The organism is Gordonia aurantiaca (assembly GCF_039939235.1).
Classification (GTDB): Bacteria; Actinomycetota; Actinomycetes; order Mycobacteriales; family Mycobacteriaceae; genus Gordonia.
On the sequence record NZ_JBDUUF010000002.1, the window covers coordinates 195,188 to 208,467 of the forward strand.

Genomic DNA, 13,280 nt, shown 5'->3' on the forward strand with positions numbered 1-13,280 from the left:
CGTAGACGGGTGCCTGTCGTCGTCGTCACAGATTCGTCGTCTCGGTTGCCGGAGTCGGTGACCGAACACTACGGGATCCGGCAGGTCCCTTTGCACGTGTCCTTCGATGACAAGGACTATCGCGAGGGTGTCGACCACATCCCGGACAACGTGTCGTCGACGCCCGGGGTGACGACGTCGGGTGCCAATCCCGCCGAGCTGACCGAGTACTTCGAATCCGCGCTCGAGGCCAGTGGCGGCGACGGGGTGGTGGCGGTGCACCTGTCGCGCAAGCTGTCCGGGACGTGGAGCTCCGCGCGGCTGGCGGCGGAGAAGTTCTCCGGGCTGGTCCGGATCGTCGACTCGCGATCGGTCGGGCTCGCAGTCGGATTCACCGCCGTCGCGGCCGCCCAGGCCGCCGCGGGCGGCGCCGACCGGGACCGCGTCTACGAGTCCGCGATCCGTCAGGCGGCGACCGTCGACTCGCTGCTGTGCGTGCAGCAGCTCGACAACCTGCGCCAGAGCGGCCGCATCAGCGCCGCGAGCAAGCTGTTCGGCTCGGCGCTGTCGATCAAGCCGATCCTTCACATGGTCGACGGCACGCTGCAGCTCAAGGAACGGCACCGCACCTTCTCCAGGGCGCTCGACAAGATGGTCGACGCGGCGGTCGAGTCCGCCGGCGGACGTGCGGTCACCGTCGGCATCCAGCACTGCGAGTGCGAGGACACCGCCCGGGATCTGCTCGAGACCCTGCGCGGCCGGCTGCGGATGGTGACCTCGGAGCTGATCGTGGACCTCGGCCCGATCCTCGGCTCGCATGTGGGGCCCGGGTCCGTGGGCGTGGTCATCGCGTCGCATCTCGACCCGATCGAGGGGATCGAGTCGCTCTGAGGTATTCAGCGCTCCCTCGGTGCGAGTCTGGTTGCTCGATACCCGGTGGTAGGCCACGAGATTGCACCGATCATCGCTATCCTGCTCAAGCGAAGCTTGAGAGGAGTAGGGGCGGGCATCGTGGAGAACGCGACACCAGATGACGACAACGCTGGCGAAGCTGCACCTGCACACACCGAACTGACGAAGATGGATGTTTCGGGCGCGACCACTTCCCGTAAGTCACTGATGGTGTGGGTACTGGGAGTCGCTGTTGTTGTTCTGTTAATGGTGGCTTCGGGTCTGGTCGGCTTCATCGTCGCGACGAGCCGCGGTAGCGGTGGCGAACAATCTGGGCTTCCTGCTGCGCCGGAAACGAGGTCTTTGAGCCTCCGCCAGACCGTCGACAAGATGCTCGCCGAAACAACCGTCACAGAAGCACAGAACGGTGAAGACGCTGCGTGGCAGGCGATGAAGAAGTACGCCGAGCCAGCTTGCGCGGCCATGATCGACGGTTTAGTGGCGGCTTTCGGTGTCGTCGACGACGCGACCGCGGCTAACCAGACCGGAACCAAGTCTTTTACTGAAGTCAGGTCGGTGGTCGAGCGAGGGAACCGCGGAACCGTGGTGATGGCAACTGGTGGTAAAGACGAGACCATGTACTGGCTCCGGCGTGACGGTGTGTGGCGCTTCACCTGTCAGGACCTGTTCCAGCAAACGGAGAAGGAAACGGAATCTACGCTGACCACGACGCCGACTCTTGAGATGACAGCGGAGGTCCCAGCTGACGCTAGCGTCGAGCTACCGCAGCCGTCGAATTCGTTGCGCACGACAACGATTCCGAACGAAGATCCAAACCTGGACCAAGCGAAATGGGCCGAATGCGTGCGAACGCATTCCAACGCAGAGTGTCGAGAGCTCTTGAGCACCAATCAGAAGTAGCCCTCGACTGATCCGATTCCACAGGTCTTCAAACGATCCACAGAAGTGCTCGATCTGGCGTAGGAGAGCTCCTGACCGGTTGCCGGGGCCCTAACGTCGTCCGGCATGAGCGCATCAGGACGGCGAAACCCGCTGGACCGACTCGGACCGGTCGTCGAGATGCCCGCGCGGCCCGCCGACGCACCGCTGCCTTCCGCCGACCCCGACCCGCCGGTCGACGTCGAGGGCGGTTCGGGTGCGGTCGTGGTCGAGGAATCCGAACACCCGGGCTGGGGGATCGGGGGGATGCCGACGTGGCTCGCGCCCGAGGACTCGACCGGAGATCGTGCACGCGGGGAGCGTCGGTCGTCCCGACGTCGCCCGTTCGACGAGGTCCTGGACGTGGATGGCCAGGAGCGCGAAGGATTCTGGGACGACGACGATCCGGTGCCGCGTCGCCGGTTCGCCATCGCCCCGCCGGGGGCCATCGCACTGATCGTGGTCGGTGTGATCGCCTGCGCGGTGGCCGCATTCGGACTGTTCCGCGGAACGGACCCGGCCCCGGTGGTGGATTTCGGGACGCCCGCGGGTGCGTCGGCGGCGCCCGATGTCGGCACGCCCGGGGCGGGACCATCCACCGCGGAGCCGTCCGCGGCGGGGCCGGCCGAGGTGATCGTCAGCGTCGTCGGGCTCGTCAACGAACCCGGTCTCGTGCGGTTGCCGTCCGGGGCGCGGGTCGCCGAGGCGATCGAGCGGGCCGGCGGTGCCCGTAAAGGTGCAGATCTGTTGTCGCTCAACCTCGCTCAAGTTCTCCGTGACGGTGACCAGATCTTGGTGGGATATGCGGGCGGGGAGGGGCGGATGTCGCTGAAAAGCGCGGTCGTCGGGGCGAGCGGGGCACCCGCGGGTGGGGGAGCCCCGGCGGCGCAGGGCGGCGCGAGCGCCGAATCCGGCGGCGCCCCGCCCGGTTCAGGGGCTTCCGGGGACAAGGTGAATCTCAACACGGCGACCGAAGCCGAACTCGACGCGCTGCCCGGCGTCGGTCCGGTGACGGCCAAGGCGATCCTCGCCTGGCGGCAGCGCAACGGTCGCTTCACCTCGGTCGACCAGCTCGCCGAGGTGGACGGGATCGGTCCCGCCCGGCTCGCCAAACTCCGTGACCACGTGACGGTCTGACCGCGTGGACTTCCGGCTTCTGGTGCCGGCTCTGGTGGTCTGGGTGGTGACCGCCTGCGGCCTGATCGTTCCGGCGAACGCGAGCATCGGGGTGGCGGTCGTCGCCGCGGTGACCACCGGCGTTCTGGCCGGTGCTTGTCGGGCCGGGCGTCTCCGCTGGGACACAGTCGGTCTCGTGATCGTGGCGGCAGGCCTCGCCGGTGCGTGTGCGACGTCGCTGGCGATCCGACAGGAGATCCGTGCGGAACATCCGCTGGCGCACGTGTCGGGGAAGGAGGCGGTCGTCATGACACTGCGCGGTGATCCGACCCCGACCGGACCCGCGCGGCAGGGACGGATGCGCGTCCGGGTCGACGTCGAACAGATCGGGACACGGGTGGTGCCCTCGGCCGCGTCAGAACTTCGCGGACCAACACAGGCATGGTCGGGACTGCTGCCGGGGCAGCGGGTGAGCGCCGTCGTGCGCGTGCGGCCACCGCCGGAGCGAACCCTGCTGGTCGCATCGCTGACCGCACAGTCGCCGCGACTGGTCGGTGGTCCGCCCGTGCACCAGTCCGCGGCCGGCGCGATCCGGCAACGACTGCACCTGGTGGCGGCCCGGACCCTCGGGCCGGACGCCGCAGGGCTGCTCCCGGGCCTCGTCCTCGGTGACGAGACCGGTCTCGACGACGACCTGCGCGACGATTTCCGGGCGGCGGGGCTGAGTCATCTCACCGCGGTCTCCGGTGCGAACTTCGCGATCATCTGCGGCGCGGCGCTTCTGCTGGTGCGCAGCATCGGATTCGGTCCGCGATCATCGGCGGTGATCGGGCTGATGGTGATCGCCGGGTTCACCATGCTGGTGAGACCGACACCGAGCGTGGTACGGGCGGCATTGATGGGCGCGGTCGGGGTGATGGCGCTGTTCGCGTCACGCCGCGCACAGTCCTTCCCGGCGTTGGGCGCCGCGGTGATCGCGGGCCTGCTGTGGTGGCCGGAACTCGCCCTGCAACCGGGGTTCGTGCTGTCGGTGGCTGCGACCTGCGCGATCGTGCTGTGGGCGCCTCGCGTCCGGGATCGGCTGCGCCGGTGGCGGATTCCTCCGGGTCTCGCGGAGGTGATCGCCATGGCGGTGACCGCCCAGATCGTCACCGCGCCGATCCTCGTACTGGTCACCGGCCGGATCTCGGTCATCGGCGTGGTCGCGAACCTGCTCGTCGCCCCGGTTGTCGCGCTCATCAGCATCCTCGGTACGGTCGCCGCCCTCGTCGGCGCTATCGGTCCACCCGACGGGCTGTGTGCGGGCATCGCGGAGCTCCTGGTCCGGGCGCTGGGGCCGGAGTTGTGGTGGATGGTGTGGTGCGCGCACACGTTCGGCGGCGTCGGATGGGCGAGTGTCGAGGTGCCCGGTTTCTGAGAACGGTACCGAATTCCGCCCATGGAGTCGGCCCGCCGGAGTGGAGCGGATCACGATATGTCGTCGGCGTTGCTCTGGAGGGCGCATTCCGGGGCGGAGCACCTCGACACATCGCTTGGTACGCGAGCGTGCCCGCTCGTGCCGGCCTGATCCGGCAGAGCCTAATCTTGGTTTGGATGGGTATCTGCCCGGTTTTGGTGCATCTCTGGGGCGCACTTCGTCCTTCTGCATGGCCACCTGGTCACGTCTCGCTCAGCGCCGCAGGCAAAGCCGAGCAGTGGTGGTCGGAGGTCGTTCAGGTGAGGACCCTGCGTTGTGGAGCCGGTGTGCGGTGAAACCGACACGGCATCGGCTCGGCCGAGACATCTGCCCAGTGGAGCTAATCGAAGGGACGCGAATGGACGGCACCGCCGTGTCGAGTGGTCGTGAGCAGTACTTGGCGAAGTGGGAGCAGAAGGCCGAGTGGCCACTCGCTGTGGTCGCCGTGGTGTTCATGGTGGCCTATTCGGTGGAGATCCTCGGTGACCCGTCCGACCAAGCGCGCCAGGCTCTCGACTGGACAATGGCGGTCTCCTGGCTTGCGTTTGCCGTTGACTACGTGGTGAGGCTGGCGATTGCGCCACAGCGTGGCCGCTGGTTTGTGCAACATCTCCTCGACCTCGCGATCGTCGTCCTTCCTGTGCTCCGACCACTCCGCCTGTTGCGCTTGCTGATGCTCGTTTCTGCGTTACAGCGGGCAATCGGAACAGCCATCCGCGGTCGGGTCGCGATCTACACCGCCTGTAGCGCGATTCTTCTCATCTATGCTGCGTCGCTGGCCATCTACGAGACCGAACGCAATATCCCGGGTTCGTCCATCACCTCTTTCGGCGATGCGCTGTGGTGGGCCATCGCCACCGTCACCACAGTCGGGTACGGCGACTACGCACCGGTGACCACCTCTGGACGGATCATTGCGGCGTGTCTGATGATCGGCGGGATCAGCATCATCGGTGTCGTCACCGCCACCATTGCGTCATGGATCGTGCAGCGCGTGGCGGAAGAAGATGACGCCAACGCCGCAGCCACCCGCGAGCAGATCGAAACCTTGCGCGCCGAGATCCAGGATCTGCGGGCACTCATCCTCGAGGTGTCCACGTCTACTGGCACGAGGAGCTCCGAGTCGGCGGCCGAGCCTGCCCTGTCCTCCCCGTCTGGCACGATGAGCACGTGACCGATCGCCTGCACCTGCTTCTCGGAGACGACGACTTCCTGACCGGCCGGGTGATCTCCGCGGTCGTCGAGCAGACGTCGAAACAGGCCGGTACCCAGGTGCCGGTGACCCGCGTGCGGGCCGGTGATGTCAGCGAGGGCGAACTCGCCGAGCTGCTGAGCCCGTCGCTGTTCGCCGAGGAGCGCGTCGTCGTGGTGGAGGCCGCCGCGGAGGCGGGCAGGGAACCGGCGGCGCTCATCGCTTCGACGGCCAAGGCGCTGCCCGAGGGCATCACGCTGATGGTCATCCACACCGGCGGCGGCCGCGCCAAGTCGATGGTGCCCGCGCTGAAGAAGGCCGGTGCCGTCGAACACGACACCGCGACCCCGAAGTGGCCGTCGGACCGGATGACGTTCGTCCGCAACGAGTTCCGAGCCCTCGGGGTGAAGGCGAGCGCCGACGTCGTCGAACAGGTCGTGGAATCGGTCGGTTCCGAACTGCGGGAGCTCGCCGCCGCGTGCGCGCAGCTCGTCGCCGACACCGGCGGCAAGGTCACCCGAGAGACCGTGCAGCTGTACTACCAGGGCCGGCCCGAGGTGACCGGATTCGAGATCGCCGACAAGGCCGTCAACGGGGACCGGGCCGGCGCGCTCGAGGCCCTCGAGTGGGCGATGCATCACGGTGTCCCGCGGGTGCTGCTGGCCGACGCGCTCGCGGAGGCGGTCCACTCCATCGCACGGGTGCGGCCGATGGGCGGTGTCGACCCGTACTCGGCGGCGTCGGAGCTCGGCATGCCGCCGAATCGCGTCAAGAGCGTTCAGGCCAAGGCCAAGGCATGGGATTCGGAGTCGATCGCGCGAGCCATCGGTGTCGTCGCCAAGCTCAACGGCGACGTCAAGGGACAGGCCGCCGACGCCGACTACGCCCTGGCCCACGCGGTCGCCGCGGTGGCGGAGCTGCGGCCGGACGGGCGTCGGAGACTGTAGGGGATCGGCGAGGGCCGGTTTCGACACGGACCCTCCGCAAGCGCCGAGGCCTACTCGGCCGGCGGTGGAAACCGGGCTGGTTTCGACGGCTTCTCTCCGCGCTCGTCGCGTATCCGACCAGCGTGACGTCGGTCGGTGGTGGGAGATCGGCGGGTCGGGATCCGCCGACGACACCGACGCCCGACGACGATCACCCCGGCAACCGCGTGGATGCTGCCGGGGTGATCGAGAGTATGAACATGTGACGGCGCGTCGCGCCGTGGGGTCGACCCGCGGGTCGGGGAGTGTCAGCCGAGCTTGTTGACCGCGAGGGCGATCGCCGACTTCTTGTTGGCGGCCTGGTTGGCGTGGATGACACCCTTGCTGGCGGCCTTGTCCAGCTTGCGGCTGGCGAAGCGGCCGAGCTCGATGGCCTTGTCCTTGTCACCGGCTTCGACGGCCTCACGGAAGTGGCGGATCGAGGTACGCAGCTCCGACTTCACCGACTGGTTGCGCTGCCGGTTCTTCTCGTTGGTGCGGTTGCGCTTGATCTGGGACTTGATGTTCGCCACGCGTGTTACCTCTGTCGTTGCTGGTGGATATGTCTGTCTGGTGGTTCGGGTGGCGGACCGGGTTGGTCCTGCTGACCCGCGCGATGATCGGCGCGTGAAGCAACTTCACGGTGTCACCGCAACAGCGGACAACATTACCAGCCGGGCACTTCGAGCCCAAAATCCGGCAGGGACCCGACCGGACGCCGAAAAGAATCACCGTGCACAAAAGTCTAGGCTCGAGACATCATGTCTGTTGTCTACGTACACATCGGTCTGCCGAAGACCGGTACCACGCATCTGCAGGATCGGCTCTGGCGCAACCGTGACCTGGCGTTGGACACGTCGGGTCTGCTGTACCCCGGCAACGTCATCTCCGACCACTTCCACGCGGCGGTCCATCTCCAGCCGGAGCGCTACCTCGACTGGGCCGACCCTGCATTCTCCGGTGTATGGCCGACGCTCGTGAAACAGATGCGGGCCTGGCCGCAGACCTCGCTGCTGTCGCACGAGCTGTTCGCCACCGCGAAGCCGGAGCACATCGCGAAGCTGCTCGATGATCTGTCCTTCGCCGACGAGGTGCACGTGGTCGCGACCGTGCGCGACCTCGCCCGCCAGCTGCCGTCGGTGTGGCAGGAGAACGTCAAGAACCAGCGGCGGGCGTCGTTCGACGAGTTCGTCGACGCGGTCGCCTTCGCCGCCGAGTCGAATGCGGTGGGCGGCCTGGATCCCGACCGGGTCGGGGACCCGATCGTCGAGGACGAGCCGTTCTGGGAGTTCCAGGACCACGTCGGCATCCTCTCCCGCTGGGCCCGGTTCGTCGGCCCCGAACGCGTGCACGTCGTCACCGTGCCCCGCACCCGGGAGAAGGGCGACGGTCTGTGGGAGCGGTTCCTCGCCGCCATCGACGTCGACCCGGCGCCGCTGACCATCCCGGTCCCGAGTCTCAACAGCTCGCTGTCGGCCGCGCAGGCGGAGTTCCTGCGCAATCTCAACCAGCGACTGCAGCCGGACACCATCGAGTGGCGTCGCTACGAACGCATCATCAAGGGGCAGGTGATCGGCGAGATCCTGTTCGAGGCCGAATCCGGTCCGCCCCAGGGTCTCGGTGTCAAGCAACGCCAGTGGGCCGCAGGCCAGGCCGAGACGATGGTCACCGCCATCCGGGAGGCCGGTTATCAGGTGACCGGCGATCTCGCCGACCTCCAGGTGCCCGCGGACGGGGCAACCGACGACGTGCCGATGCCCTCCGACGCCGAGGTCCTCGACGTGGCGCTCGACACCATGGCGGAGATGGTCCTCGCCGCACCGCTGCCCAAGGTCGGGCCACCGCTCAAGACGCGCGCGGCCAATGTCGTGCGTCGCGCACGCCGCCGTGCCCTCGCGATCCGGCGTTCGATCTGAGACCTGACGGTGACGCTGTGACGTCATCGGGTGGCATATCCGACACGTCTCGGTGACCGTCGTGCCGATCGGGAAGTTTTCGTGCACCATGACTGACTATGACCCCGGCATCGACCAGTGCGCCCGCCAAGAAGGCGACGCGTAAGTCCGCATCCGCGAAGACCGCCACGTCGAGTGCGGGAAAGACGACATCGGGTCGATCCGGTGGCGCGAAGGGCGCATCGTCGGCCAAGTCCGCCAAGTCCGGTTCCGACAACTTCACCGGCAACTTCGCCGGGTACTCAAAGGGGCCCTACGGCAAGGCATATGACGAGATGTTCGATGCGTCGGGCGAGGTCCGCCCGCCGTATCGCGGCATCTACAAGGCCTTCGCCGACGAGGAGCAATCGGATGTCGTCGAGGCGCGCGTCGAGGCGCTGAACCGCGCGTACCTCGACCAGGGCGTCACCTTCTCGCTGTCGGGCAAGGAACGTCCGTTCCCGTTGGACATTGTGCCGCGCGTGATCTCGGCCTCCGAGTGGAACAAGCTCGAGGCCGGCATCACCCAGCGTGTGCAGGCGCTCGAGCTCTTCCTCGACGACATCTACGGCGAGCAGGAGATCCTGCGCGACGGCGTCCTGCCCAAGCGGCTCGTCCACTCGTGCGAGCACTTTCATCGCCAGGCCGCAAACATCCGTCCCCCCAACGGGGTTCGCATCCACGTGGCCGGCATCGACCTGATCCGCGACGAGAACGGCGACTTCCGCGTGCTCGAGGACAACCTGCGGTCGCCGTCGGGTGTGTCCTACGTCCTCGAGAACCGGCGGGCGATGTCGCGCGTGTTCCCGGACCTGTTCGCCAAGCACAAGGTGCGTGCGGTCGCCGACTACCCGAGCCATCTGTTGCGGGCCCTGCGTGCGTCGGCGGCGTTCAACGAGGCCGACCCGACCATCGTCGTGCTCACCCCGGGGGTCGCGAACTCGGCGTACTTCGAACACTCGCTGCTCGCACGCCTCATGGGCGTCGAGCTCGTCGAGGGTCGAGATCTGTTCTGCCGCGACAACGTCGTCTACATGCGCACCACCGAGGGTGAACAGCGCGTCGACGTCATCTACCGACGCATCGACGACGACTTCCTGGATCCCCTGCAGTTCCGGCCGGATTCGATGCTCGGCGTCGCCGGTCTGCTCAACGCGGCACGCGCCGGCAACGTGGTCATCTCCAGCGCCGTCGGCAACGGTGTGGGCGACGACAAGCTCATCTACACCTACGTGCCCGAGATCATCGAGTACTACCTCGGCGAGAAGCCGACCCTGCAGAACGTCGACACCCTGCGCTGCTGGCTGCCGGAGGAATGTGAGGAGGTCCTCGACCGGATCGACGAGCTCGTCGTGAAACCCGTTGAGGGATCGGGCGGTTACGGCATCGTGTTCGGTCCCGAGTCCACCAAGGCCGAGCTCGACGCGCTGGCCCGCAAGGTCCGCAACGACCCGCGCGGCTGGATCGCCCAGCCGGTGGTGCAGTTGTCGACCGTGCCCACCAAGGTCGACGACGTGATCCGGCCGCGGCACGTCGACCTGCGGCCGTTCGCGGTCAACGACGGTGAGAAGGTGTGGGTGTTGCCCGGCGGTCTCACCCGGGTCGCGCTGCCCGAGGGGTCGCTCGTGGTGAACTCCAGCCAGGGTGGTGGTTCCAAGGACACCTGGGTGCTCGCGAGCCGCGCTTCGGAGGGTGAGCGCGAGCTGTCCGGCACCAAGGTCGTCACCTCGAGCGGTGTGGCGGCGGCGCGCCCCGCCGACTCGGCACCCGACCCGATCCACACGCAGACCCAGCAACAGCAGCAGGGGGTCGTCGACGACCAGGGTGGTGATGCCCGATGATGCTGGCGCGCAACGCCGAATCGCTCTACTGGATCGGCCGTTACGTCGAACGGGCCGACGACATGGCCCGCATCCTCGACGTCGCGATCCACCAGCTGCTCGAGGACACCACCGTCGACGTCGACCAGCAGGCCCGCCTGGTCATCCAGGTGCTCGGTCTCGTCGCTCCCGACACCGACGAGGAACTCGACGTCTGGTCGCTCACCGAGCGGGTCGCCTACGACGCGGACACCCGCGGGTCGATCGTCGACCTGATCCGCGCGGCACGCGAAAATGCCCGCGGCGCACGAGAAGTCACCTCGAGCGAGTTGTGGGAGTGTCTCAACACCACCTACAACGGCCTCGATGCCGCCGAGCGCAAGGCGCGTCGCCTCGGTCCACACGAGTTCCTCTCGTACATCAAGAACCGGGCCGCGATGTTCGCCGGTCTCGCCGACTCGACCCTCAGCCATGACGACGGCTACCGGTACCTGTTGCTGGGGCGGTCGGTGGAACGGGTCGACATGACCATTCGAATGCTGTTGTCGCGCGCGGGAGATCGCACGTCGTCGCCCGCGTGGGTCAACGTGCTCGTCTCGGCCGGCGGCCACGACACCTTCCTGCGCACCTACCGCGGTGTGCTGGACGCGGAGAAGGTCGTCGAGTTCATGCTGCTCGACCGACTGTTCCCGCGGTCGATCTTTCACGCGCTGAGCGTCGCCGAACGCAATCTCGCCCAGTTGGAGAAGGGGCCGAGCCGGGTGGGGGCGCGTGCGGAGGCACAGCGCCTGCTGGGCCGGGCGCGCAGCTCGCTGGAGTTCCTCGAACCCGGTGAACTGCTCGACGGTCTGCAGGAACGGCTCGTCGATCTGCAGGACACGTGCCGCGAGGTCAACGAGGCGGTCACCAAGCAGTACTTCCATGTCTCGCCGTACGTCGCGTGGGCCGACGCCCGGGTCAGCGATGGCCACGTCATCGAGGAGAGTGAACTGTGAGCTGGCGCCTGCGGGTCGTCCATTCCACGGGTTTCGCGTACGACGGCCCGGTCACGTCGTCGTACAACGAGGCCCGTCTCACGCCGCGCAGCGATGCCCGGCAGAACGTGATCGTCAACCGCGTCGAGACGGTTCCCGCGACCCGCGCCTACCGGTACACCGACTACTGGGGCACCGCGGTCACCGCCTTCGACCTCCACGCGCCGCACGACGAGCTCGAGGTGACGGGGATGTCGGTGGTGGAGACCGAACCAGGTCCGCGCGTTCCGGAGGACGAGCTGGTGTCGTGGGACGAGCTGAAGGGCGAGGAGGTCGTGGACCGCTTCAACGAGATGCTCACCAACACCGAGTACGTGCCGCCCAACCGGCAGCTGATCTCCACCGCCAAGAAGGTCGCGAAGGGCCTCACGCCGGAAGAGACCGTCGAAGCGGTCTCGCGGTTCGTGCACTCCGAGATGGAGTACGTGCCGGGCACGACCGGGGTGCACACCACCGCGGTCGACGCGTGGAACGAACGCAAGGGCGTCTGCCAGGACTACGCACACCTCACGCTGCTGATGCTGCGCGGACTCGGCATCCCGGCGCGGTACGTCTCCGGGTATCTGCATCCCAAACCCGACGCCAAGATCGACAAGACCGTCCAGGGCCAGAGCCACGCGTGGATCGAGGCGTGGACCGGCGGCTGGTGGGGCTACGACCCGACCAACGACACCCCGATCACCGAACAGCACGTGTCGGTCGGTGTCGGCCGTGACTATGCGGACGTGTCGCCGCTCAAGGGCGTGTACACGGGCGGCAAGGCGAAGGATCTCGACGTGATCGTGGAGATCACGCGACTGGCCTAGCGGTACACCTAGCGCCAGCCGTACCGCGCGCGGAGCTCCCCGGCGATCGCGTCGAACCGCTTGCGATCGAGGATGGCTCCCTCGCGGCGGATGCCGTCGGCGTCGACGACCAGCACGCGATCGAGGCGGACGAAACTCGGCCGGTTCTGCGAATCCCAGGTGCCGGTGCCGAGGGCGAGCCAGTTGGCGTCGTCGCGGTGATGATCCTTGCTCGACAGCATGAGCCCGAGGACGTCGTCGGCGGTCTCGGCATTGGCGTCGCGCCCGACGACGAGCACAGGGCGGTCCTTGCCCTGGTCCGGATCGTCCTCATAGGCCACCCACGTCCACACGATCTCGCCCGGGTCGGCGTCGCCGTCGAGATCCGGGGTGTAGCTGATCGTGCGGGCGACGTCGGCGGTCGAACGGAGACGGGGCTGGATGCGGCGCAGGGTCACGCCCGGGATTCTCTCATCAGGAAGTCGTCCACCGCGTCGGCGGTCAGCACCGGCGTCGGCTGCTTCTTCGGATTCAGGTCATGCCCGACCTTCTCGACATCGACGATCCGCGTCGGTGCCGGGATGAGGGCGACAGCCTCGGCCATCTCCGCCGAGGTGCCGAACGGGTCGGAACTGCCGTGGACGACGAGCGCCGGCACGGTGATCGACGGCAGGTGCTCGATACGCAGCCGATCGGGCTTGCCCGGTGGGTGCAGGGGATACGACGTCAGCAGCAGGCCGTCGGCGAGTTCCCCGCCGTCCTCGGCGACCGCCATCGACGCCTGCCGTCCGCCGTAGGAGTGGCCGCCGACGAACAGCGGGCCGTCGGACTCGTCGCGGAACATCGCGCAGGCCGCCCGGATGCCGTCCCGGTCGGCGGGTGACGTCGACGGGCTCGGCGGACCCTTCGGCCGGCGCCGGCGATACGGCAGGTCGATGCGGGCGACGACGTACCCGCGGCCGGACAGTTCGTCGGCGAGCGCCCGCATGATGGCGGTGTCGCGGTTGCCGCCTGCGCCGTGGGCGAGGACGATCGTGGCGCGCGGCGGGGCGTCCGGACGGTGGACGTCGGCGGCCACGTCGTCGGTCTCGACGGGCGTGACGGTGACCTGGAAGCGGTGCGATGGGTCGGCTGACACGGCTGTCACGGTAGCGCCTCGGCGCGGGTGG

At 67.8% G+C, this 13,280-nt stretch carries 13 protein-coding genes; 10 read left to right on the plus strand and 3 right to left on the minus strand.

Features of this window, described 5'->3' with window-relative positions:
* Positions 1-9 precede the first annotated feature (9 nt).
* The 6 genes from ABFT43_RS05900 to holA all read left to right on the plus strand — a co-directional run bounded on the left by ABFT43_RS05900 (position 10) and on the right by holA (position 6,520).
* Entirely contained in the window at positions 10-870 is an 861-nt protein-coding gene (locus ABFT43_RS05900) for a DegV family protein (RefSeq protein WP_347959444.1), read from the plus strand.
* A 120-nt stretch (positions 871-990) separates the two neighbouring features.
* Positions 991-1,791 (plus strand): hypothetical protein, encoded by an 801-nt coding sequence (locus tag ABFT43_RS05905; protein ID WP_347959445.1) that lies wholly within the window; start codon positions 991-993, stop codon positions 1,789-1,791.
* A gap of 105 nt (positions 1,792-1,896) precedes the next feature.
* On the plus strand, positions 1,897-2,946 hold the full coding sequence (locus ABFT43_RS05910) for a helix-hairpin-helix domain-containing protein (protein ID WP_347959446.1): 1,050 nt from the start codon (positions 1,897-1,899) through the stop codon (positions 2,944-2,946).
* Between the two features lie 4 nt (positions 2,947-2,950).
* Complete coding sequence (locus tag ABFT43_RS05915; RefSeq protein ID WP_347959447.1) at positions 2,951-4,342, plus strand: ComEC/Rec2 family competence protein; 1,392 nt, start codon at positions 2,951-2,953, stop codon at positions 4,340-4,342.
* A 397-nt stretch (positions 4,343-4,739) separates the two neighbouring features.
* Complete coding sequence (locus ABFT43_RS05920; RefSeq protein WP_347959448.1) at positions 4,740-5,555, plus strand: potassium channel family protein; 816 nt, start codon at positions 4,740-4,742, stop codon at positions 5,553-5,555.
* Positions 5,552-6,520: a DNA polymerase III subunit delta gene (gene holA, locus ABFT43_RS05925; RefSeq protein WP_347959449.1), complete on the plus strand. Its 969-nt coding sequence runs from the start codon at positions 5,552-5,554 to the stop codon at positions 6,518-6,520. The genes ABFT43_RS05920 and holA overlap by 4 nt, the downstream gene beginning before the upstream one ends.
* Positions 6,521-6,807: 287 nt before the next feature.
* Here the strand turns inward: holA and rpsT are convergent, their stop codons facing one another.
* The gene (gene rpsT, locus ABFT43_RS05930) at positions 6,808-7,071 is read right to left on the minus strand and encodes a 30S ribosomal protein S20 (RefSeq protein WP_347959450.1); all 264 of its coding nucleotides are present in this window, start codon (positions 7,069-7,071) and stop codon (positions 6,808-6,810) included.
* Between the two features lie 228 nt (positions 7,072-7,299).
* Here rpsT and ABFT43_RS05935 point away from each other — a divergent pair, with 228 nt between their 5' ends.
* From ABFT43_RS05935 to ABFT43_RS05950, 4 genes are all read left to right on the plus strand, one after another.
* Entirely contained in the window at positions 7,300-8,454 is a 1,155-nt protein-coding gene (locus ABFT43_RS05935; protein ID WP_347959451.1) for a sulfotransferase family protein, read from the plus strand.
* 98 nt (positions 8,455-8,552) lie between these two features.
* Positions 8,553-10,313 carry a circularly permuted type 2 ATP-grasp protein gene (locus tag ABFT43_RS05940; protein ID WP_347959452.1) on the plus strand — a complete coding sequence of 587 codons (1,761 nt, stop codon included), beginning with the start codon at positions 8,553-8,555 and terminating at the stop codon, positions 10,311-10,313.
* Positions 10,310-11,287 carry an alpha-E domain-containing protein gene (locus ABFT43_RS05945; RefSeq protein WP_347959453.1) on the plus strand — a complete coding sequence of 326 codons (978 nt, stop codon included), beginning with the start codon at positions 10,310-10,312 and terminating at the stop codon, positions 11,285-11,287. The genes ABFT43_RS05940 and ABFT43_RS05945 overlap by 4 nt, the downstream gene beginning before the upstream one ends.
* Positions 11,284-12,132, plus strand: coding sequence for a transglutaminase family protein (locus tag ABFT43_RS05950; protein WP_347959454.1), 849 nt, complete (start codon positions 11,284-11,286; stop codon positions 12,130-12,132). The genes ABFT43_RS05945 and ABFT43_RS05950 overlap by 4 nt, the downstream gene beginning before the upstream one ends.
* 8 nt (positions 12,133-12,140) lie before the next feature.
* Here ABFT43_RS05950 and ABFT43_RS05955 read toward each other — a convergent pair whose 3' ends face one another.
* Together ABFT43_RS05955 and ABFT43_RS05960 are read right to left on the minus strand one after the other, a co-directional pair.
* Entirely contained in the window at positions 12,141-12,569 is a 429-nt protein-coding gene (locus ABFT43_RS05955; protein WP_347959455.1) for a type II toxin-antitoxin system PemK/MazF family toxin, read from the minus strand.
* Positions 12,566-13,258: an alpha/beta hydrolase family protein gene (locus tag ABFT43_RS05960; RefSeq protein WP_347959456.1), complete on the minus strand. Its 693-nt coding sequence runs from the start codon at positions 13,256-13,258 to the stop codon at positions 12,566-12,568. Before ABFT43_RS05960 ends, ABFT43_RS05955 begins: the two co-directional genes overlap by 4 nt.
* Positions 13,259-13,280: the final 22 nt, after the last annotated feature.